We start from the raw sequence: 22,106 nt of genomic DNA on the forward strand, positions 1-22,106 counted from the left end.
TTATGTTTATTATCATATAGCGTCGTCGCCTATTTACTGCCTGACGAGCGCCATCTCGTTGAATGAAGTGATGTTGTGTCATTGAGGTTGGGAAGGAGGGGAGGGGCAACAATGGCAATTTGCATAAAACAGCAAACTGATCGCTCTTTTGTCCCAGAATGGTCATTTCCAGAGTGATAATCTTGGTTTTTTGGCCTCTTGGCGCACCAAAAGAGGGCTACGCCATAAAAAATTCAAAAAACTTCTTTACCAGTGACCAATCCGTGAGTAAACTTCGTCGGCAATATTTTACACCCCCACTTCCCTAACGGTGAGATATTGCCATGCTCAGGATTGCCAAAGAAGCGTTAACCTTCGACGATGTATTGTTGGTTCCCGCCCACTCCGAAGTTCTTCCCAATACTGCCGATCTGCGTACCAAGCTGACCTCTTCCATCAGCTTGAACATTCCCATGATCTCCGCTGCCATGGACACAGTGACCGAAGCCCGTTTGGCTATCGCACTGGCCCAGGAAGGCGGTATCGGCTTTATCCACAAGAACATGTCCATCGAGCAGCAGGCTGCCGAAGTACGCAAGGTCAAGAAATACGAGAGCGGTGTGGTCTCCGACCCCGTGACCGTGCGCCCCGACATGACCATCGCCCAGATCAAGGAGCTAAGCCACAAGAACGGTTTCGCCGGTTACCCCGTGGTGACTGATGGTAACCAGCTAGTGGGTATCATCACCGGTCGTGACGTGCGTTTCGTCACCGATCTCTCCCTGACCGTCGAACAGATCATGACCCAGAAAGAGCGCCTGGTGACCGTGCGTGAAGGGGCCCCTCGCGAAGAGGTGGTTGCCCTGATGCAAAAGCACCGTATCGAGAAGGTGCTGGTGGTCAACGCCGATTTCAAACTCAAGGGCATGATCACCGTCAAAGACTTCCAGAAAGCCGAGCGCAAGCCCAACGCCTGTAAAGACGACAAGGGTCGCCTGCGGGTCGGTGCCGCCGTCGGTGCCGGTGCCGGCAACGAAGAGCGTGTCGCCGCCCTGGTGGAAGCCGGTGTCGACGTGCTGCTGATCGACTCCTCCCACGGTCACTCGCAAGGTGTGCTTGAGCGCATCAAGGCGACCCGTGAAGCCTACCCTGATCTGCAAATCATCGGTGGCAACGTAGCGACCGCCGCTGGCGCCAAGGCGCTTGTCGCCGCCGGCGTCAACGCCGTCAAGGTCGGTATCGGCCCGGGCTCCATCTGTACTACCCGTATCGTGACCGGTGTGGGTGTGCCCCAGATCACTGCCATCTCCGACGCCGTTGACGCGCTGGAAGGCACTGGCGTACCCGTGATTGCCGATGGCGGTATCCGTTTCTCCGGCGATATCGCCAAGGCCATCGCCGCTGGCGCCAGCTGCGTCATGGTGGGCTCCATGTTCGCCGGTACCGAAGAGGCGCCGGGCGAGATCGAGCTCTATCAGGGCCGCTCCTTCAAATCCTACCGTGGCATGGGCTCCCTCGGTGCCATGTCCAAGGGCTCCAGCGATCGCTACTTCCAGACCGACAACGCCGCTGACAAGCTGGTGCCGGAAGGGATCGAAGGGCGCGTACCTTACAAGGGCCGCCTCAAAGAGATCATTCACCAGCAGATGGGCGGTCTGCGTTCCTCCATGGGCCTGACCGGCAGCGCCACCATCGACGATATGCGCACCAAGGCTGAATTCGTGCGCATCTCCGGCGCCGGGATGAAAGAGTCCCACGTCCACGACGTGACCATTACCAAAGAAGCCCCCAACTACCGGATGGGCTGATGAAAGACGGGGCTGCGGCCCCGTTTTGTCACCGTTTTTTATCCCCACACCAGCATGATGCAGGAATAAAATGACTAAAAATATTCACGCTCACCGTATCCTTATCCTGGATTTCGGTTCCCAGTACACCCAGCTGATCGCCCGCCGCGTGCGCGAAATCGGTGTCTACTGCGAACTGTGGGCCTGGGATGTGACCGAAGAGCAGATCCGCGAATTCAATCCGAACGGCATCATCCTCTCCGGCGGTCCCGAGTCCGTGACCGAAGCGGGCAGCCCGCGCGCCCCCGAGTACGTGTTCAATGCCGGCGTGCCGGTATTCGGTATCTGCTACGGCATGCAGACCATGGCCGAGCAGCTGGGTGGCAAGGTGCAATCCTCCAACCTGCGTGAATTCGGTTATGCCAAGGTGGAAGTGCTGGGCAACGCCGGCAAGACCAGCGCCCTGCTGCGCAACATTGAAGATGCCATTGCCGACAACGGCAACGCCCTGCTGGATGTCTGGATGAGCCACGGCGACAAGGTCAGCGAGATCCCGGCGGATTTCGTTACCATCGCCCAGACCGCGACCTGCCCCCACGCCGCCATGGCCAACGAGGCCAAGCGTTTCTACGGCGTGCAGTTCCACCCGGAAGTGACCCACACCCGTCAGGGTGCTCGCATGCTGGAACACTTCGTCAAAGACATCTGTGGCTGCGAGTGCCTGTGGACCCCGGCCACCATCATCGACGACGCCGTTGCCCGCATCCGCGAGCAGGTAGGTGACGACGAGGTGATCCTGGGCCTCTCCGGCGGTGTCGACTCCTCCGTGGTGGCCATGCTGGTCCACCGCGCCATCGGCGATCGCCTGACCTGCGTCTTCGTTGACAACGGCCTGTTGCGCCTGAACGAAGGCGAGCAGGTGATGGAGATGTTTGGCGATCACTTTGGTCTGAACATCATCAAGGTGGATGCCGAAGAGCGCTTCCTCTCCGCCCTGGCCGGTGAAGACGAGCCGGAAGCCAAGCGCAAGATCATCGGCCGTGTCTTCGTCGAGGTGTTTGACGATGAAGCCAAGAAGCTGAAAAACGCCAAGTGGCTGGCGCAAGGCACCATCTACCCGGATGTGATCGAATCTGCCGCCAGCAAGACCGGCAAGGCCCACGTCATCAAGTCCCACCACAACGTCGGCGGCCTGCCGGAAGAGATGAAGATGGGTCTGGTCGAGCCGCTGCGCGAACTGTTCAAAGACGAAGTGCGCCGCGTTGGCCTCGAGCTGGGTCTGCCCTACGACATGCTCTACCGTCACCCGTTCCCGGGCCCGGGTCTGGGTGTGCGTGTGCTTGGCGAAGTGAAGAAAGAGTACTGCGATCTGCTGCGCAAGGCCGATGCCATCTTTATCGAAGAGCTGCGCAAGGCCGATCTCTACAACCAGGTCAGCCAGGCATTCGCCGTCTTCCTGCCGGTGCGCTCTGTCGGCGTGATGGGCGATGGTCGCAAATATGACTGGGTCATTGCGCTGCGCGCCGTCGAAACCATCGACTTTATGACCGCCCACTGGGCCCATCTGCCGTACGACTTCCTCGGCCATGTGTCGAATCGCATCATCAACGAGATCAACGGTATCTCCCGCGTGGTGTACGACGTCTCCGGCAAGCCGCCTGCAACCATCGAATGGGAATAAGCGGCGCGCGCCCTTCTGCCCATCGAGCATAAAAATGCAAAAAAGACGCCCTTGCGGCGTCTTTTCTTTTTTTAATCGTTTGCGCTGCAATTTTCTGCCGCTAGCAGCTTTGGCCGGGCTCGCTCCTGTCACATCTAACAGGAGGCGATTTCTGGCATCGGCACTAGGCTCTTTCATGCCCATTGCGACCGGCCTCTAAGTGATAAAGCGCTAGCAAGCCTTATCAGACAATGCGGGCCTCAACAGGGCCGCGATTCGGCAAAGGGGAATCAGCGTGCCAACCGGCTGCTGCCCCCGGTGGAGACCGGAAACCACTTGAATCAACGGGGCGCAGCCCGAACAGCCAAACGAGTCGGGACCATAGAGCACGGAGAGTTTGATATGTCAGAACAAGCAGTGTTGGTGGGTGGATGGACCGCATATCACAAGCTGACCGCCGAGGATCAGGCGGTATTTGACCAGGCGCTGAAAGGATTTGTCGGGGTGCAGTATGTACCCTTTGAAGTCTCCACCCAGGTGGTGGCTGGCACCAATTACCGCTTCAAGTGCAAGAGCACTGTGCCGCTCGCCCAGCCGATCCATGGCGAAGCCGTGGTGCAGATCTTCCAGTCTCTGGATGGCTCGGCCCATATTACCTCCATCACCCCGATCTGATCGGATTGCGGGGCAAGGCGGGGAGGGGGAATAGCCTCCAACCTGTTTGCTCCAAAGCCTGAAAATATGAAAGACGCCTTAGGGCGTCTTTTCTACGTTATTTTCGGAAGTGTTTCCCTAAAGGTTCGAAGCCTTGATGTTGTTGTCAACTAAAGCCTACCCATTGATTGATTCTGTCTGGGATGTTGGATGTCCTTATTTTGGTTGTTGCGCTTGTAAAAAATCTATTAACCAACTCTCAATATAATGGAAAGGAACTGGGTAACGGTAGTAGCGGCAAGCAGTTAGTAACAATGGTGATTTATTTTTTGTTACGGCGGACATTTCTCTAAAAGAATCAGAATGTTTGCACTCTTGGGCTATGTGCTCTAACGCCGCATTTCCATTCGTGGGGAAGTTAGTTGATGCAGAGCCATGTGTATCAATGTTTGAATACATACATTGTTTACTGTCTTGGTTTGGATACCAATACTGTAGCGTGCAGTGTTTTAATTCATTATTGGTAAACTGTTCCAGTTCTTGACTTATTGGATCTAATTTATACAGAGCACAAAACATGGTTAACAATGGATATAAAACACTTGCTTCCGTAGATTTATATTTATAGCTATCATCTGACTTATCTTTTTTCTTATGTTCAAGAAGTTTTTCATAAGAGTTATATATTGTTGGGTACATACCATTACTCTGGAAAGAAAATATGCACCGATGAACAATTTCAGATAGCCAACTTTGCACAAAATTATCATGCTCGGAGTTATTTGAAAGTAATATTAAAGTAAGACCTATATCAATAGCTTGTGAGTCTTTATATGGTGACAGTAGTATAGGATTGTTAATAATTAATTGTTTAATTGATTTTGTTATTGCTTTAAGGCGAGAGCGTAACGGTTCCTGTTCTCCACTCTCTCCATCGATTGGAGGGGTTTTATCATAGCTCTTTGCTAATGAGTCTAAAATCCAGAGGCCTTTGACAGACAAACGTCCTAGTACATCAAAAAGTTTAATGTTTACATCAATTGAGCAAGGTGATTTAACTGCATGGGAGAGAGCATATTTAAACTCAACATGTGGAATTAAACAGTGGTCTATATAACAATCAGTAATCTGCTGGTAAGTATCTAACATACTATCAAATGCAGTTGAAACCTTATTCCTTCCAGTGTAATAATCCTTGGCTTTATCCCATGATAAAAGCAATGCTTGTTCCGATGAAATATATGCGGACTCTAAGTTTTCACTATCTCGGCACCATGCAAAAAGAACCCATAAGCAAATGTTTACTCGAATGATACATGACATAGTAGAATCTGCATCAAGGGCATGTAACAGTATACTATCCAGCAACTGTGAGAAGTGTTTGATAGAACTATCCGGTTCTTCAAGTAATGCTAGAGATTTCCGCAATAATGCTTGATTAGAACTCGGTAATAGTTCTTCTTTTAGCAAGTGCCCTTGTATAAATTCTGAGAGTTTATCACCATTCCATTCTTCAAAGGAGATATTGTTCTTCGTATTTCGTTGTTCATAACCTGATACCTCTTGTCTAATTCCTGAGTTAACATCGCCACCAAAGCACAAGCAAATTACTATTTGTTTATCTCTATGTTGAGGTGGTAGGCGACTAGGTATAAATGAGTCTTGAATTTCATCTAGAGAAGGTCTCAGAGCTTGATCTGTATTTCCGTTCCAAGTTTCACGCGTAAGGTTGCCAGATTTAACTGAGAATAAATAAACTTTCTCTTCCTCACCATTTATCCGTCCAACGGCGGCGATATCGACACCATACTCCTTAACTCCACGTGTGGGAGAAATGAATACATTTAGCCCCATACTGCTCAGCAAATCTGGTAGTACAGCATCTAATTCAGCTCGCTCTTTTAATGAAGCTAAATATTGCTTAAGAATTAATTTCATTCTTCATTCTCTCACAACGGAAAACTCTCAAAGAATAATCCAAGGATTCAGGATCTAAAATGTTTAGTGTTGGCAGCTCAGAAGAATGGGAGAAGGAATGCATTTGCATTTCCTGTCGTGAAGACTGCTCATCCATCTGATGAACATAATAAATTGAACTGTTGCCGTACAACAATCTTTTTGGAGTGGCAATCAGCCTGAAAAAGGAATTTTTTGATGCTTCCTCGTAGGATTTTTGCATATCTTTTTCAAAATCATTCCAATATAAGTCTATGTTTTTGCTTGGGGCTGTCAGCTCTTTTAACCCAGACACTTTTAATATGTCTAAATTATGTGCCTCAAGCTTGTCAAGCAAAGGTTTGCATATATACTCTTGTTCATTATTATCTATGTATGTTTGGAAGAGTTTTTTAAGTTCACTAGGATAACTAAGAAGTAATGGATCGTATAAAATTTCTTCGAGAGTTTCGATGGTATATTGATGAGCTGATCTTGATATAGACATAATGAAACTTGCCGTAGCTACAGGTCGTGTAAATAACCAACCTATAGCCTTACGACTAACAAATACTTTCTTCTCTTCATTGTCTAGCAGTGTCATGTCTGCATGTAGTTCAAAGTCTTTTTCAGCAATGTTATGGAGTAAAATTGAAATGTTGTGACAGAGGGCTTTTTCTCCATGTAAAAACCACTTTGTAATAATATGATTGCGAAGGTTTGTATATTCACCTAGTAATTCTCTGGAGAAATAACTCAGTGATGTAATCTCTACACCGTATGATAAAATAGACTCCAAGAGCTCTATAGCAGTATCGTAGAGCTCTTTTTTTATCAAATTAACTAATAAGTAATCAATATCGCTTATTATGTGGCTCTGTTCTGGTGATATGGTGTGTAGCTGCTTAATCAGTAGTTTTTGAATGCTATCAGGGATGCTTATTTGCTGGAAGGCAATTGTGTTGGAAATTGCATGAAGAATATTTAGTGATGCTCCTTCAACAAACGAAGCTAACAGACTCTCTATATGAGGCCAGTATGATGGAAATATATTCCCGAAGTGAACTATTGACCTAAATATTGATGCTCGACAGCTATCGGCATGCTCATTGATAGCACTACTTTTTATTATGTCCCAGACACTGCTAGCCCAGTTCTCCGTGATATTTTGTCTTCCGAGTACACTATATGCTTGATTCCTTACCACTTCATTGTCGTTAGCAATCAAAGCCTTTACAATCTGTATGCGTTCAGCTATCTGCCCTGATTCATAAGCCATAATTGCGTAATAAATAAAAGGGGCATAAGAATCAAGTTCAGTTTGTTTTAGTATGAAATCTACGCTATCTTTTGGACGACTATTATCCACGCGACAAAAACATTCAAATGCCCCGTAGACTATATGGCCACTGGCTAAGTCTGTTAGTTTGGTTAAGCATGGTAAAATGTCTTCAACTTTTGCCTTAAGTGAAGGTAATGTAGTTTCAACTACACGCATAATCACATAAGGATTATTTTTGTAAGATGTATCATTAACTGCTTCAAATATTTTTAAAAGATCGATCTCACCTGTATTGTGAAGTTCAGATAGAGCCTCTGTCAAAAATATGCCTTCTGATTTTATTTGTTTTCTGTATATCTCGTTAATTAGAATGAGTAGGTTTTCTACATTTCCTCTTTCATTTAGCAATGTACATCTGGTTTCTTCTAACGACATTATTCTTTTACCTCACTACATCACTATTAAGTAAGTGGTTACTTTGTAATATATGGGAAGGTAGGTCAAATGGGAATTTCTATATTTATGAGGTGGTTCGGTAAATTTTTTGACTTTTATATCTTGTAAAAAGGTGCTCTGCAAATGGTGCAATGCGCTGCGCTTATTGCACCCAACCTGTTTCGTCAATCCGCTGGGGTGGCTGAGCGTCATGCCTTGCCAAAGCAACAAAAGGGGCGATCTGCGCCTCGAATTCTTTATAATGCCCCCCTTTAAAATCGCCGGACCCGGGTTCGGCGCGCGCTGATGGCTGGCTACGTCATCAGGCAGATCACCAGGATTGAGAAACGGTTATGCATACTCTGGAACAGCTGCGCGCGGGTGAACTGCGCGGTGCCCGCCATCTGAAGCTCTCTGAAAATCTCGCGGAGTTCCCACCCGAGATCCTGAGCCTTAAAGAGACGCTGGAGGTGCTGGATCTCACCGGCAACCAGCTAAGTACACTTCCGGACGAGCTGGCCGGGTTCAGCAAGCTGCGCATCATTTTCTGCTCCGAGAACCGCTTTACCGAGTTGCCCGAGGTGTTGGGGCGCTGCCCGGCGCTCACTATGGTGGGGTTCAAGGCCAACCGGATTGCTCGCGTGTCGGCCAAATCGCTGCCCGCGGGTTTGCGCTGGTTGATCTTGACCGACAACGCAATTGAAAGCCTGCCCGATGAGCTGGGTCAGTGCGACGGTCTGCAAAAGCTGATGCTGGCGGGTAATCGCCTTACTGCGCTCCCCGAGACCCTTGCCAACTGCCGTCGTCTGGAGTTGCTGCGTATCGCAGCCAATCGGCTAGAGGCGTTTCCCGAATGGCTGCTGTCGCTACCGCGCCTCACCTGGCTCGCCTATTCCGGCAACCCCTTTAGCGATGCGCTGGAGTCGCGCATGGCGGCGAGTGCGCAGGTGGCAGATATCCGCTGGCATGAGCTGGCGCTGGGTGAGCCATTGGGGCAGGGCGCCTCCGGCGTCATCCATGGTGCGAGCTGGAACGGGGGCGAGCGTCAGGCGGTGGCGGTCAAGCTCTTCAAGGGGGCCGTGACCAGCGATGGTTTGCCGCGCTGCGAGATGACGGCATCTCTGGCGGCGGGCAATCATCCCAACCTGGTCGAGGTGGTGGGGCGGGTGGCGGATCACCCCTCCGGCATTCCGGCGCTGGTGATGGGGCTGATAGATCCCGCGTTTGCCAATCTGGCGGGGCCGCCGAGCCTGGAATCCTGTACTCGCGATATCTATGCCGCCGACTTGCGCTTTACCTTGCCCGGGATGATGGCACTGCTGCGGGGGATAGCCTCGGTGGCGCGCCATCTGCACGGCATCGGCATCATGCACGGGGACCTCTATGGCCACAATATGCTTTATGCCACAAGGCCATGTGAGGAGGTGCGGGTGTTGCTCTCCGATTTTGGCGCGGCCTCTTTTTATGAGCGTGCCGATCAGACGCGGGCCTTCGGGCAGGAGCGGCTCGAGGTGCGGGCCTTTGGTTGCCTGCTCGAAGAGCTGCTCGCGCGCTGCGAGGCCGATGAGGCGAAGCTCGCCTCCTTGCATCGCCTCAAGGCCGCCTGTCTGGCAGAGCTGCCCGAGACCAGGCCGGATTTTGCCCACATTTGTACCGTGCTGGATGAGATCGAGCTCTAACGGGAAAAGGCGAGAGGATAAGCGCTGCGCCGACGGGAATATCGCCCCAGGCGCTGTGCTTGTCATCTTCTCCCGGGTTTGTATTCCGGCGCCGCCAAACATCATGAAAACGTTGAAAAAGAGGCCTTGTTGCCTCTTTTTGTTTGGCAGCCGGCTATCAGGCAAAAAGGGGCGGGCAACCGTGCCCGGGCTTGCACCGCGCCGGTTAAGTTGTGATATTGAAGCATCTTTAAGTAATAAGGGTAATGACGATGGAAGCTGCGTTTTGGCATCAACGTTGGGAAGAGAACCGGATTGGCTTTCATCAGGCAGATTTCAACCGCTGGCTGCAATCCTGGTGGTCGGCCCAACAACCGGATGAACTCGTGCTGGTTCCTTTGTGCGGCAAGTCCCGCGACATGCTCTGGCTCAAGGGGCAGGGGCACCCGGTCGATGGTTTCGAGCTCTCGGAGCTCGCCATCAGCCAGTTTTTCAGCGAAAACGGGCTTGTCGAAACGGTGAGTGAGGTGGGGCCCTATCAGTGCCATCAGCACGATAACCTGCGCATCTATCAGGGGGATTTTTTCGCCGCTCCGGAGCTCGGTCGCCGCTATCGGCTGGTCTATGACAGGGCGGCGCTGATCGCCCTGCCGACGGCCATGCGCCGCCAATATGCGGCCATGATGAGCCGACTGGTGGAGGCAGGGGGCCAGATCCTGCTGGTGACCTTGGAGTATCAGCCCGAGCAGCAGGTGCAGCCACCCTTCTCGGTGGGGGAGCTGGAAGTGCGCTCCCTCTTTGAGCGGGACTTCAGGGTTGAGGTGCTGGGGCGGACTGCCGAGCTGGATCACCCGCGGGTGCTCAGTGGCCAGCTCTCTTACTTCGATGAGGTGGCTTACCGGTTGATCCGTCGCGATTGAGGGTAAAAAAGAGGGGATGTGCGCCAACAAGGGAGACTGAGTTGGACTCTTTGATACCTCCTTTGACGTAGATCAACGTGAGCATGAGGGTGAGTGCCTAATATGAGGCTGTTTCTCAATCACTGTTGGCATTGCAAGGCGAGCCGAGGTTGATCCCGCTTGCCGACCATCAACTCAGTGTCTGATTTTCACGCTCATGTTCACTTTTGGCGGCTTTGGTCGCAATTGTTATGGTTTTTCCAGCCGACCCTGATGGGTCGGCTTTTTATTGCCCGCGATCTTGTCTGCAGGTGGGGGAGGAGGCCTGCTCAGGCCTCGAAGGTGGCGGCGTTGAGGCGAAATGCCTTGGGGTCGTCGATGAACTGGCCCGTGATGCGCTCGTCATGTTCGTGCCCCTGGCCATAGCTGCAGAGGATCAGTCGATCCGAGGTACGAGAGCGCAGCTGGGTGATAAAGCGCATCAGATCGGCGCGGCTTAACCTTCCCACCTCCTGACAGACCCGCTCCCGCTGATCAAAGCCGAGATCTTTGTTGCCGATGCTGACCCAGAGCCGCTGGCCGCGGCTGCGCAGATTCGCATCTCGCTCGCTGAGTTGGGCCTGCAACCCCACCTTGCTGTCCTGCCACTGTTGCTCGGTGAGTTCGAGCATGGCGAGCGGGAAGAGATCGATAAACTCCTCCACCGCATCGAGCAGGATCTGCGGCCCCGCCACCGGCGACTGGATATAGAAGATGAGGCCGGGATGACGGTTGAGAGGCAGGTTGCCGGCGCCCACCACATAGCCCAGTTGCTGGCGGGTGCGCAGCTCGTGGAAGAAGGTGGAGGACATGATGTGGTTGGCCAGGGTAAAGCAGGCGAGATCCTGCGCCCGGGTGGTGCGGGACTGGTAGTAAACCAGCAGCGCCGAGTCTTCGTGTTCACACCCCTGCTCGCGAATGAGGGTGCCCCTGTCTTGGATGGAGATAAGCGGGCGGCGGGTCTCGCTGCCGGGCTGACTGTGGGGCGCCAGGTGACGTTCCAGCAGCGCTGCCAGCGCCAAGGCTTCGGCCGCAGTCCAGTCACCGTGTACCAGGGTCTCCACATGGACTTCGCCAAACAGCCGGGCCACGAAATCCGGCATCTCGGTAAGCTCCACCGTGCGCAGATGGCGCAACAGTTGCTCGAACGGCGGGTTGTTGGGCTGCAGCAAGCTGGTGAGCTGGTTGAACAGCTGGGAGATGGGGCGCGCCTTGGACTGGTTCTCCCAGTTGCGGATGAGCTGCTCTTTTATCTCGGCAAAGCGGCGCGGATCCGGGTACCCCAGGGTGCGGTTGCCGAGGATCATGTCGAGCAGCAGGGGCTGCTTGTCGGCAAAGCCGCTCAGGTTGATGGTAAAGCCCCCCTGATGGGCATAAATCTGATAACCGAGCCCCGCCAGCTCTGTCGGGTAGGTGAGTGCGTTGAGGTGATCCGTGAGCAGCTCTACCGCGAGGCGCGCCATGGCGATGTTGCGCGGGTTTTTCACCGCATGTTCGCTGTCGATGGAGATATAGATGTTGCCCTTGGGCACACTGAACTGGTGCTCATGCAGGTGCCAGAGGCGAAAACCCGGCCGATCGATGAGGCAGGCCGGCATGTCGGCGGCAAGCTCGGGCGTGCGGGGATCGAGCCGCTCTGTGATAAAGGGGTTCGGTTTGGGCAGGGCCAGGGCCGGATCCGGCTCGCTCTGCTGCCAGTGCACTTTTTCTGATTCCGTAATGGTGGTGACGCTGTAAGGGGTCTGATACCAGCGGGCCAGCCGATCGGTGGACTGCTCCGGCGCCGTGATGGTGATGCGCAGATTGTGGGGGGTGAGCTTGGCCAGCAGACGGCGGATCAGCCCCTCGTCATACTCGCGCATCATGTAATCGCCGTAGAGCAGATCCTCCGGGGCATAACTGAACAGGTTCAACACCAGCCCGGAGACGGTATCGAGCGCCCGGCCTCGCTCCTGAAAGCGAAACGCCGATTCGAGCACTGTGCGCTTCTCGTCGTAGCGCCAGGCCTCCAGCCCCTCCCGTGCGATCAGCTTGAGGTAGCCAAACAGGGCGGCGACTATCTCGTCCACATGGGCCAGCCCGAGAGGCGTCAGGCCGAAGTTGACCCCGAAATCCTTGAAGTTGGCGCCACTGATGCCACCGCCGGCGGAGAGCTGATTGACCCAGCCCTTGCCCTTGAGCAGGGAGAGCAGGCTGCCATCCCCCTCATAACCGATGAGGTGGCTCAGGAAGGTGAGGGGCTTTTTGTCGTAGAACTCGTCCACATTGGGCAAGGGGAAGGTGAGCGCCAGTTTGCGCGTCTCCTTGACCGGCTTGATGCGGATGCGGATCCCCAGATCGTCGAGCCGGTAGAGGGGGGCCTCTAGGGTCGGTGTTCCCAGATTGCGATTCAAAATGGGAGCGAAATAGCGACGGCACCAGGCCAGCTGGGTGTCGATGGATTCGGGCGACATCATGACCAGAGCCATGCGATCTGCACTGTAATGGCTTTCGTAGAACTGGATAAGGTCGGAGCGCAGATCCCGGCCGGGCAGGTCGGCCAGGGTATCCAGGTTGCCCACCGAGAATTTGGAGAAGGGGTGCGTCTGGTTGACTGTCTCCTTGTGCACCTGATAGCTGCGCCTGATATCGTCTTGCAGCTTGAGCCGGTATTCGGAGTCGACCGCGTTGCGCTCCTTGTCCACCCATTCGGGATCGAAGGTGGGGCAGATGAAAAACTGGGAGAAGCGATCCAGCCCGGCTTCAAAGAAACCGTTGTCGATCTCGAAGAAGAAGTTGGTGAATTCGGTGCCGGTCCAGGCGTTGTTGCTGCCGCCGTGACGGCTCATGAACTGCTGGTACTCACCGGGTCTTGGGTAGGTACAGGTACCAAGGAACAGCATGTGTTCGAGGAAGTGAGCCATCCCCTGCCGGTCCACCGGATCGTCAAAATGACCGGTGTTGACCGCCAGCGATGCCGCCGATTTGTCGGTTTCGGGATCGCAAATCAACAAGACCCTGAGCCGGTTTTCCAGCTCCAGATAGTGGTATTGCCGGTGGTCGTTGGGACTGGCATATGGGCTCATTGGGGTCGACTCTTGTAGGATTTATTTGAATTTAAACATGATTATCGACCTCGCTATCCCGTCAGGCAAACCCTTTTCTGAGAGGTCGCGCAATTGTTTCCCCCGGCACGGCGGGGTAAGATCCTCCGGCTATTAAAACAGGCCCGTTGGGCGAGGTAGTAATGAAGATCTATATCATGCGTCATGGCCAGGCTGGCATGAATGCGAAAACAGATGAACAGCGTCCATTGACCGAGCAGGGGATCGAAGAGTCACTTCAGATGGCTCGTTGGTTGTCGCCTCAGCTGGCCGGTCCGTTCGATCGGGTGATCCACAGCAACTACCTGCGTGCTCGTCAAACTTGGCAGACCATATGCAGTGAATTACCAGACGCCAAGGTGGTGGAAGAGAGTGGCGATATCACCCCCTACGGGGATCCCGCTTTCGTCGCCAGCTACCTGACCGCGCTGGCCGAACAGCATGAGCAAATCTTGCTGGTCAGCCACCTGCCGCTGGTGGGGTATCTGGTGCAGAGTCTTTGTCCGGCCGCGGGGGCGCCCATGTTCGCCACTTCGGGCATTGCCTGTATTGAATGGCGCGAGGGCAAAGGAAACTTGCTCTGGCTCGAAGGGCCGCATACAATACGCTAAAAGTTAACAAATAATTAACGAATGAATTTTTAGGGAAGAGAGAAGCGATTTTTCCGGATTTTTATAGTTAGTTAACGGAATTATTTCGCAGAAGCTGCTGTCATACGGATACAACTGCAAGAGGTTGCAAACGATGAGAGTGTTCAAGAAGTACCTGCCACTGATGGTGGCAAAGCACGTCAAAACCTTCTTTAAAGGTCGGATTTACATCCATGGTCGGGGGCGGTTTGATTTCCAGTCGGGGTTGTTGTTGATGCCGAGCCAGGCTGACATCCCCCATCGCCAGACGGTGACTGAAGTCAACGAGCTCATCTCCAGACTTCACATGGATGCGGCGTGACCCGCTTCTGAATAGGTTTCTGTGATCCCATGCCCGCACTCCTGCGGGCATGTTCGTTTTCGGGCCTTGCTTATCCCCTGTCGCACCCTATACTCCACACCCGACTTATCATCTCCATCCCGCCATTTCTGGATATTGTGATGCCCCTTGCCTTTGTGTTTCCGTTCTCCTGCATTGCCATCTGGGCTGGCAATGGCATTGTCAGCAAACTGGCGGTTGGCGTGCTCTCGCCGGCTGCACTTGCCTGGTCCCGCTGGGTGGTGGCCGCCTGCATTTTGACGCCTTTTCTGGCGCGTCGGGTGTGGCGTGTACGGGACCGCCTGCGCGCTGGTTGGCTGCAACTGGCGACGTTGGCGCTGCTTGGCATGGTGCTCAACCAGACCTTCGGCTACTACGCAGCGCAGACCCTGGGGGCCACCGAGATCGGCCTGATGATGGGACTGACCCCCTTGCTCACCGTATTGCTCAGCATCTGGCTGCTGCGCGAGCGTCCAACCTGGGGCGCCGTACTGGGGGGAGTGCTCTCCCTCCTGGGCCTGGCAATCCTGCTGGGACACGGGGATCCTGCCCGGCTGTTTACCCAGGGCATCCATATCGGTTCCCTCTATATGTTGCTCTCGGCGGGCACTTATGCCCTTTACAGCGTGCTGCTGAAGAAGTGGGATCTGGGACTCGACAACTGGTCCATGCTTTACGGCCAGGTGCTCTGCAGCGTGGCGCTCCTGACGCCTTTCTATCTGCTGGTGGATGGCCAGTGGCCGGACAGTCAGGCCCTGTGGCTCATTCTCTACGCCGGTATCCCCACTTCGGCACTCTCGCCCTGGCTCTGGATGCAGGGGATCTCCCTGCTGGGGGCTAGCCGTACCGCCATCTTCATGAACCTGTTGCCCGTGATGACCGCGGGGCTTGCCATCACTCTGCTGGGGGAACACCTGACCAGTTATCACCTGATCGGCGGAGGTCTCACCCTGCTCGGTGTCTTGCTGGCGCAATTGTTGCTCAAACCCGTGGTGTTGAGGCGACGTGCTCCGCTGGCTATGGCGGCCTGTCAGGAAGATTGATCGTCAGGGCAAACACAGACTAAAAAGGAACGCCTGCACAGCTGCAGGCGTTTTTGTCAGAAGAGAGATTACTGGGCTACCAGGTAGATATCCTTGCTGTAGACGATATCTTGCGGGTTCTGGTAGGGGTAGCCCTTGACGAACGGCTTGAGCAGCCGGGATTTGACGTAGAAGTAGACGGGCGCCAAGGGGGCCTCTGCCTCGATCAGGGCTTCTGCCTGCTGATAGAGACGGTTACGCTCTGCGCCATCCTGGGAGTCGTGCGCCTTGGCCAGCAGGGCGTCATACTCCTTGTTGACCCACTTGCCGCTGTTGGCACTGCTGCTGGACGTCATGATGTCGAGGAAGGTTGAGGCATCGTTGTAATCCCCGTTCCACGAATAGCGGCTGACCCCGAAATCCCCCTCATTGAGCACCGACACCATGGTCTTCCACTCCATGTTGTTGAGCTTGGCCGTGACTCCCAGATTGTGTTTCCACATGGAGGAGATGGCCAGGGCAATCTTTTTGTGTCCCTCGTTGGTGTTGTAGAGGATATCCACCTCCAGCGGTTTGTCCGGTCCATAACCCGCTTCGGTCAGCAGTGTCTTGGCCTGCTTGATCCGCTCTTCCTTGCTCATCAGCTCGCTGGCCGGTTTTTTCAGCTCGAAGCCATCGACGATGGGGGGCGTCAGGCTAAAAGCCGGCAGCTGGCCCTGACCCAGGATCTTGTCGGTGATAGTCTCCCGATCTATGGCAAGGGACAGCGCCTTGCGCACCTTGGGGTTATCAAACGGTTTGCGCTGGGTATTGAACACATAGTAATAGGTCGCGAGGATCGGGACGTTGACCAGCTCCTCTGGGCTTTGGCTCTTGATGTGCTTGTACTGCTCCAGCGGGTAGGTGGTGTAGTGCAGCTCGCCGGTGCGATAGCGGTTGTAGGCGGCGGTCTCCGAGACGATCTCCAGATAGATCACCTTGTTAAGGACAGTGTGCTGGTTGTCCCAGTAGTGGGGATTGCGCTCGGCGGTCAGGCGCTCGTTGGGGGTCCACTCCTTGAGCACGAAGGCGCCGTTGGAGACGACATTGCCCGGTTTGACCCACTCCTTGCCATATTTGTCGATGGTGGCCCTGGGAGCCGGGAAGGTGGTGTAGTGGGAGAGGGTCTTCAGGAAGAAGGGGACCGGATTTTTCAGGGTAATTTGCAGGGTATGGGGATCCAGGGCCTTGATCCCCAGGGCGTCTGGCGTCTTCTTGCCCTGGATCACTTCGCTGGCGTTGGTGACACCGGTCAGCTCGATAAACCAGGCGTAGTTGGAGGCGGTCTTGGGATCCGCCGCCCGTTGCCAACCATAGACGTAGTCGGCCGCGGTGACGGGCTCGCCGTTTGACCATTTGGCTTCGGGTCTTAGCTTGAAGGTGTAGACGGTCCCCGTGCTGTCGAGCTCGTAGCCGAGCGCACCCGCAGGCAGGGGTTTACCGTCGCCATCCAGGGTGTAGAGCCCCTCGAACAGATCGTTGACGATGGCACTGCCCGCACTCTCTTCCACTAGTTGGGGGTCGATGGTGGTGGGTTCGGTGCCGATATTGGTCACGTAGATCTGCTGGGCATCGGGCAGCAGTTTGGTGCCGGCCGGGACGTGTGCAGCCAGCACAGGCTGGGCCGCCAGGGTGAACAAACCGGCAACCATGCCGGCAATGAGAGTCCTTTTCATTGAATATCCTTATGTTTTTTTGCTTCCAAAGCGCAGCCAGTGTGCGGGATTGAAGGCGGGATCTCAAGAGGTAGGCCGATACGGGGCCGTCATGATGGGAGTGAGTCAAAAGAGCCCTGCTTTATCGCGCCTGTGGCACGCATACTGACGGTTTTCTATCACGAATTAAGAGGCCGAAATTGGTCAGTTGACCTGGCTTTTTCGCACTCTCGACACCACTTCCTGTCAAGTTCTGGCGTTTTAATAGCCCGCTTAATTCGCTGCAAAAACAAAAAACAGACGTTACATTAGGTTACAAAACAACACGGCCGAGGATCGGCTTCTTTTTTTCTGATCTTTGCAAACGTTTTCAAAGCCAACGAGAACGACCTTAAAGGACCAACAATGCGAAACATGATCACCATGGGCGAGTTCATCGTCAAAAAGCAGGCGGATTACCCAACCGCAACCGGCGAGCTGACGTCATTGCTCAGTTCCATCCGCCTGGCGGCCAAGGTGGTGAACCGGGAGATCAACAAGGCGGGGCTGGCGGATATCATCGGCTCCGTGGGTTCCGAGAACGTGCAGGGCGAGGTACAGCAGAAGCTGGACGTGTATGCCAACGAGCGCTTCAAGGCTGCCCTCGAAGCCCGTGGCGAGGTGTGCGGCATGGCGTCGGAAGAAGAAGAGGACTTCGTCGCCTTCGATTCTCCGCTCTCCAGGAACTCCAAATATGTGGTGCTGATCGACCCGCTCGACGGCTCTTCCAACATCGATGTCAACGTCTCGGTCGGGACCATCTTCTCCATCTACCGTCGCGTCAGCCCGCAGGGGGGCCCGGTGACCCTGGAAGATTTCCTGCAGCCGGGCAACCGTCAAGTCGCTGCCGGTTACGTGGTCTACGGCTCCTCCACCATGCTGGTCTACACCACCGGCTTTGGCGTCAACGGCTTTACCTATGATCCTTCCATCGGTTGCTTCTGCCTCTCCCATGAGAACATCCGCATCCCGCAAGAGGGCAAGATCTACTCCATCAACGAGGGCAACTACATCAAGTTCCCGGACGGGGTGAAGAAGTACCTCAAATATTGTCAGGAGCGGGACGAGGCGACCCACAGACCCTACACCTCCCGCTACATCGGCTCCCTGGTTTCCGATTTTCATCGCAACCTGCTCAAGGGCGGCATCTACATCTATCCGTCCGGCACCAACTCCCCGAACGGCAAGCTGCGCCTGCTCTATGAGTGCAACCCCATGGCGTTTCTGGTGGAGCAGGCCGGCGGCAAGGCCTCCGACGGGTTTGGCCGGATCATGGACATCAAACCTACCGAGCTGCACCAGCGCACCCCTTACTTCGTCGGGTCGACCAAGATGGTTGAGCGGGCCGAGGCCTTCATGCGGGAGTTTTCCGCCCACGAGGATCCTGCCAATCAGGGCTGATGCGAGGCAAAGCGCAGCCAACTGCAAATAATAAAAACGGGAGCCGCAAGGGCTCCCGTTTTTATTGGCCAAGTGGCCAGGTTACTGGCTGTGGTTGGCGAGATCCGCCAGCAAGCCATCCACCAGTTTGAGCCGCATGGCGCGATCCTGGGTCGGTACCTGGAAGCGCAGCCGGGTCGGTCCATCCATCTTGTAGATGCGTGGTTGCTCGGAGAGGAGTTTGACCAGATAGGTCGGGTTGACCTTGGTCTCCTGGGTGAAGTCGAGATAACCACCGCGCTCGCTCATCTCCACCCGGCGAATGCCCAGCGCCGTGGCGCGCTGGCGGAAGGCGGCCAACTCCATCAGGGTTTTGGTCGCCTCCGGCAAGAGGCCAAAGCGGTCGATGAGTTCCACCTTCAACTCCCGCAGCTCCTGCTCGTCCGCCGCGCTGGCGATGCGCTTGTACATGGAGAGGCGCATGTTGACGTCCGGGATGTAGTCGTCCGGCAACAGCGCGGGCAGGCGCAGCTCCACCTCGGTGTGCTGGCTCATCAGCTGCTCGAGGGACGGCTCCTTGCCATTTTTCAGTGCCTCGACCGCCTGCTCCAGCATCTCCATGTAGAGGGTAAAGCCCACCGATTCGATCTGGCCGCTCTGATCGTCCCCCAAGAGCTCGCCGGCGCCGCGGATCTCCAGATCGTGGGTGGCCAGGGCAAAGCCGGCGCCGAGATCTTCCAGCGACGCGATGGCTTCGAGCCGCTTGGCCGCATCCTTGGTCATCAGCTTGGGATGGGGGGTGAGCAGATAGGCATAAGCCTGGTGGTGGGAACGGCCGACCCGGCCGCGCAGCTGGTGCAACTGGGCAAGCCCCAGATGGTCGGCTCTGTCCATGATGATGGTGTTGGCGCTCGGCACGTCGATGCCGGTCTCTATAATGGTGGTGCACACCAGCAGGTTGAAACGCTGGTGGTAGAAATCTGACATGATCCGCTCGAGTTCGCGCTCGCGCATCTGGCCGTGGGCGATGCCGATGCGCGCCTCCGGCACCAGCTCGGCGAGATCCGCTGCGCACTTCTCGATGCTCTCCACGTCGTTGTGCAGGTAGTAGACCTGACCGCCGCGTTTGAGTTCCCGCAGCACTGCCTCACGCACCACCGCCGGCTCGTGCTGGCGCACGAAGGTCTTGATGGCGAGGCGCTTGGCGGGCGGAGTGGCGATGATCGAGAGATCCCGCATGCCGGACATCGCCATGTTGAGGGTGCGCGGAATGGGGGTCGCGGTGAGGGTGAGGATATCCACGTCCGCGCGCAGCGCCTTGATCTTCTCCTTCTGGCGTACCCCGAATCTGTGCTCCTCGTCGACGATGAGCAGCCCCAGATCCTTGAAGGTGAGATCGGAGCCCAGCAGCTTGTGGGTGCCGATGATGATGTCCACCTTGCCCTCGGCCAGCTCCTTCATGACGGCGTTTTGCTCCTTGGCGGAACGAAAGCGGCTCAGCACCTCGACCCGCACCGGCCAGTTGGCGAAGCGATCGCGGAAGTTGTCGTAGTGCTGCTGAGCGAGCAGGGTGGTGGGCACCAGCACCGCCACCTGCTTGCCACCGTGCACGGCGACAAAGGCGGCGCGCATTGCCACCTCTGTCTTGCCAAAACCCACGTCGCCGCACACCAGCCTGTCCATGCTCTTGGCCTGGCACATGTCGCCAAGCACCGCATTGATGGCATTGAGCTGATCCTCGGTCTCCTCGAACGGGAAACCGGCAGCAAACTGGCGGTAGGCTTCCTTGTCGTGCTTGAAGGCAAAACCGGCGCGAGCGGCGCGATGGGCATAGACGTCGAGCAGTTCGGCGGCGACGTCACGCACTTTTTCGGCTGCCTTGCGTCGCGCCTTGCTCCAGGCCTCGCCCCCCAATTTATGGCTGGGCGGGTTATCCGATCCGGTATAACGGCTGATAAGGTGCAGGCTGGTGACCGGCACGAACAGCTTGTCGCCGCCGGCGTACTCCAGGGTCAAAAACTCGGTGGGCAGACCGCCGGCATCGATGGTCTCGAGCCCCAGATAGCGGCCGACACCGTGATCAAGATGCACCACCGGTTGGCCCTGGGTCAGCTCGCCCAGGTTTCGGATCACCGCATCCGAGCTTAAATTCTTGTTCTTCTCCCGCGCCCGTTTGCTGCGCACCTTGCCGCCCAGCAGCTCGCTCTCGGTGATAAGGGCCAGCTCTTCCTGGCCAGCTTCGCTGAGCAGGAAGCCACGCTCGAGCGGGGCCACCAACAGGCCGTGGCGATCCCGGCTCGCCACGAAGGCATCCAGAGACGCAAACTCTTTGGGCTGCACATTGATGCGGGCCAGCAAGTCCCCCAGCACCTCACGCCGTCCCTCGGACTCCACCGCAAACAGGGTGCGACCGGCAAACCCTTGCAGGAACTGGCTGAGCGCCAGCAGGGGCTGCTCCTTGCTGTGATCGAGTTGCAGGTCGGGCAGGGGGGCGATGGGCAGATCCCGCTGGCCGGCTTCCCCGCCGGTGGCGGCCTCCTGCAGCCGCACCGCGCCATATTGCCCCAGCTCGGCGAACAGCTGCTCCACCGGCAGATAGATCTGCTGGGGGGGCAACAGGGGCCGGGTGTTGTCCCAGCGTCGCTCCTCATAACGCTGGCCGATGTCGTTCCAGAAGCGCTGGGCGGCGGGGTAAATATCTCCCACGGTGAGCAGCAAGGTGCTCTGTGGCAGGTAATCGAACAGGCTGGCGGTTTCCTGGAAAAAGAGCGGCAGATAGTATTCGATGCCGGCCGGCCAGCGTCCTTTGCTCACCTCCTGATAGACGGAGCCCTCGGCGCGGGAGATCTCGAACTGTTCGCGATAGTGGCCGCGAAAGAGCTCGATGGCGCTCTCGTCGGTGGGGAACTCTCGGGCCGGCAACAGGCTGACCGATTTGACCGGCTCGCTGGAGCGCTGGGTCTCGGGATCAAACGGGCGGATGGAGTCCACCTCGTCATCGAAAAAGTCGATGCGATAGGGGGTGTTGCTGCCCATGGGGAAGAGATCGAGCAAGGAGCCGCGGGCGGCAAACTCGCCGTGTTCCAGCACCTGATCCACCGCCACGTAGCCCGCCTCGGCAAGACGTCCGCGCAGCTGCTGCAGGTTGAGGCGCTGGCCGCTTGTCACCATCAGGCTGTACTTGTCGAGATAGGCGCGGGGGGCGCAGCGCAGCATCAGGGTCGAGATGGGCACGATCAGCACCCCTTTGCTCATCTGCGGCAGCTTGTAGAGGGTCTCGAGGCGCTGGGAAATGATGTCCTGATGGGGAGAGAAGGTGTCGTAGGGCAGGGTTTCCCAGTCGGGAAACAGCAGCACGGGACATCCCTCATCTGCCAGCAGGTATTGCAGTTCCTGTTCGAGGCGCAGGGCGCTCGGGGTATCGGCGGTGACCAGCAGGACGGGACGGTCTGCCGCCCCCGTGATGCGGGCGGCGAACAGCGAGAGGCTGCTGCCGACCAGCTGGCCAAGCGTGATTTTTTGGCCCGCTTTGGCGGGCAAGGCGGGGAGAGTCATTGGCATCATTCGATTCTTTTAACGTTGGCGGTTGTT

The 22,106-nt window shown here is 55.8% G+C and carries 14 protein-coding genes; 9 read left to right on the forward strand and 5 right to left on the reverse strand.

Annotation, left to right across the window (positions count from 1 at the left end; genetic code table 11):
- Positions 1–323: 323 nt before the first annotated feature.
- From guaB to MRK42_RS09290, 3 genes are all read left to right on the forward strand, one after another.
- Positions 324–1,787: an IMP dehydrogenase gene (guaB, locus tag MRK42_RS09280; protein WP_026456761.1), complete on the forward strand. Its 1,464-nt coding sequence runs from the start codon at positions 324–326 to the stop codon at positions 1,785–1,787.
- A 70-nt stretch (positions 1,788–1,857) separates the two neighbouring features.
- Positions 1,858–3,447, forward strand: coding sequence for a glutamine-hydrolyzing GMP synthase (guaA, locus tag MRK42_RS09285; RefSeq protein ID WP_042029181.1), 1,590 nt, complete (start codon positions 1,858–1,860; stop codon positions 3,445–3,447).
- A 381-nt stretch (positions 3,448–3,828) separates the two neighbouring features.
- Positions 3,829–4,101: a hypothetical protein gene (locus MRK42_RS09290; RefSeq protein ID WP_040099652.1), complete on the forward strand. Its 273-nt coding sequence runs from the start codon at positions 3,829–3,831 to the stop codon at positions 4,099–4,101.
- A 195-nt stretch (positions 4,102–4,296) separates the two neighbouring features.
- Here the strand turns inward: MRK42_RS09290 and MRK42_RS09295 are convergent, their stop codons facing one another.
- Together MRK42_RS09295 and MRK42_RS09300 are read right to left on the reverse strand one after the other, a co-directional pair.
- A complete protein-coding gene (locus MRK42_RS09295; protein ID WP_354689020.1) occupies positions 4,297–6,018 on the reverse strand; it encodes a hypothetical protein in 1,722 nt (573 codons plus the stop codon).
- Positions 6,002–7,732 (reverse strand): hypothetical protein, encoded by a 1,731-nt coding sequence (locus MRK42_RS09300; protein WP_338612233.1) that lies wholly within the window; start codon positions 7,730–7,732, stop codon positions 6,002–6,004. The genes MRK42_RS09295 and MRK42_RS09300 overlap by 17 nt, the downstream gene beginning before the upstream one ends.
- A gap of 353 nt (positions 7,733–8,085) precedes the next feature.
- On the opposite strand from MRK42_RS09300, the gene MRK42_RS09305 reads away from it, so the two are divergent.
- Together MRK42_RS09305 and MRK42_RS09310 are read left to right on the forward strand one after the other, a co-directional pair.
- Positions 8,086–9,411, forward strand: a complete 1,326-nt coding sequence (locus tag MRK42_RS09305) for a leucine-rich repeat-containing protein kinase family protein (protein WP_338612234.1) — start codon at positions 8,086–8,088, stop codon at positions 9,409–9,411.
- Positions 9,412–9,662: 251 nt separating this feature from the next.
- On the forward strand, positions 9,663–10,310 hold the full coding sequence (locus MRK42_RS09310; protein WP_338612235.1) for a thiopurine S-methyltransferase: 648 nt from the start codon (positions 9,663–9,665) through the stop codon (positions 10,308–10,310).
- A 308-nt stretch (positions 10,311–10,618) separates the two neighbouring features.
- On the opposite strand, the gene MRK42_RS09315 is transcribed toward MRK42_RS09310, so the two are convergent.
- Complete coding sequence (locus MRK42_RS09315; protein WP_338612236.1) at positions 10,619–13,393, reverse strand: insulinase family protein; 2,775 nt, start codon at positions 13,391–13,393, stop codon at positions 10,619–10,621.
- A 161-nt stretch (positions 13,394–13,554) separates the two neighbouring features.
- On the opposite strand from MRK42_RS09315, the gene sixA reads away from it, so the two are divergent.
- The 3 genes from sixA (at position 13,555) to MRK42_RS09330 (ending at position 15,423) form a co-directional block, all read left to right on the forward strand.
- On the forward strand, positions 13,555–14,022 hold the full coding sequence (gene sixA, locus MRK42_RS09320; RefSeq protein ID WP_201978845.1) for a phosphohistidine phosphatase SixA: 468 nt from the start codon (positions 13,555–13,557) through the stop codon (positions 14,020–14,022).
- Positions 14,023–14,155: 133 nt separating this feature from the next.
- Positions 14,156–14,362 (forward strand): DUF1107 domain-containing protein, encoded by a 207-nt coding sequence (locus tag MRK42_RS09325; RefSeq protein ID WP_026457339.1) that lies wholly within the window; start codon positions 14,156–14,158, stop codon positions 14,360–14,362.
- Positions 14,363–14,502: 140 nt separating this feature from the next.
- Positions 14,503–15,423: a DMT family transporter gene (locus tag MRK42_RS09330; RefSeq protein WP_216992200.1), complete on the forward strand. Its 921-nt coding sequence runs from the start codon at positions 14,503–14,505 to the stop codon at positions 15,421–15,423.
- A gap of 68 nt (positions 15,424–15,491) precedes the next feature.
- On the opposite strand, the gene MRK42_RS09335 is transcribed toward MRK42_RS09330, so the two are convergent.
- Positions 15,492–17,117 carry a peptide ABC transporter substrate-binding protein gene (locus tag MRK42_RS09335; protein WP_338612237.1) on the reverse strand — a complete coding sequence of 542 codons (1,626 nt, stop codon included), beginning with the start codon at positions 17,115–17,117 and terminating at the stop codon, positions 15,492–15,494.
- Between the two features lie 384 nt (positions 17,118–17,501).
- Here MRK42_RS09335 and fbp point away from each other — a divergent pair, with 384 nt between their 5' ends.
- Positions 17,502–18,536: a class 1 fructose-bisphosphatase gene (fbp, locus tag MRK42_RS09340; RefSeq protein ID WP_061477330.1), complete on the forward strand. Its 1,035-nt coding sequence runs from the start codon at positions 17,502–17,504 to the stop codon at positions 18,534–18,536.
- Between the two features lie 81 nt (positions 18,537–18,617).
- Here the strand turns inward: fbp and mfd are convergent, their stop codons facing one another.
- A complete protein-coding gene (gene mfd / locus MRK42_RS09345) occupies positions 18,618–22,079 on the reverse strand; it encodes a transcription-repair coupling factor (RefSeq protein WP_338612238.1) in 3,462 nt (1,153 codons plus the stop codon).
- Positions 22,080–22,106 lie beyond the last annotated feature (27 nt).

Origin of the sequence: Aeromonas sp. 19NY04SH05-1 (assembly GCF_040581895.1) — a bacterium.
In the GTDB taxonomy this organism is placed as follows: Bacteria; Pseudomonadota; Gammaproteobacteria; order Enterobacterales; family Aeromonadaceae; genus Aeromonas; species Aeromonas enteropelogenes.

Bases quoted from the DNA above. Each gene is read 5' to 3' on its own strand.
- guaB (WP_026456761.1), top strand. From the start codon at position 324: ATGCTCAGGATTGCCAAAGAAGCGTTAACCTTCGACGATGTATTGTTG.
- guaA (WP_042029181.1), top strand. From the start codon at position 1,858: ATGACTAAAAATATTCACGCTCACCGTATCCTTATCCTGGATTTCGGT.
- MRK42_RS09290 (WP_040099652.1), top strand. From the start codon at position 3,829: ATGTCAGAACAAGCAGTGTTGGTGGGTGGATGGACCGCATATCACAAG.
- MRK42_RS09295 (WP_354689020.1), bottom strand. From the start codon at position 6,018: ATGAAATTAATTCTTAAGCAATATTTAGCTTCATTAAAAGAGCGAGCT.
- MRK42_RS09300 (WP_338612233.1), bottom strand. From the start codon at position 7,732: ATGTCGTTAGAAGAAACCAGATGTACATTGCTAAATGAAAGAGGAAAT.
- MRK42_RS09305 (WP_338612234.1), top strand. From the start codon at position 8,086: ATGCATACTCTGGAACAGCTGCGCGCGGGTGAACTGCGCGGTGCCCGC.
- MRK42_RS09310 (WP_338612235.1), top strand. From the start codon at position 9,663: ATGGAAGCTGCGTTTTGGCATCAACGTTGGGAAGAGAACCGGATTGGC.
- MRK42_RS09315 (WP_338612236.1), bottom strand. From the start codon at position 13,393: ATGAGCCCATATGCCAGTCCCAACGACCACCGGCAATACCACTATCTG.
- sixA (WP_201978845.1), top strand. From the start codon at position 13,555: ATGAAGATCTATATCATGCGTCATGGCCAGGCTGGCATGAATGCGAAA.
- MRK42_RS09325 (WP_026457339.1), top strand. From the start codon at position 14,156: ATGAGAGTGTTCAAGAAGTACCTGCCACTGATGGTGGCAAAGCACGTC.
- MRK42_RS09330 (WP_216992200.1), top strand. From the start codon at position 14,503: ATGCCCCTTGCCTTTGTGTTTCCGTTCTCCTGCATTGCCATCTGGGCT.
- MRK42_RS09335 (WP_338612237.1), bottom strand. From the start codon at position 17,117: ATGAAAAGGACTCTCATTGCCGGCATGGTTGCCGGTTTGTTCACCCTG.
- fbp (WP_061477330.1), top strand. From the start codon at position 17,502: ATGCGAAACATGATCACCATGGGCGAGTTCATCGTCAAAAAGCAGGCG.
- mfd (WP_338612238.1), bottom strand. From the start codon at position 22,079: ATGATGCCAATGACTCTCCCCGCCTTGCCCGCCAAAGCGGGCCAAAAA.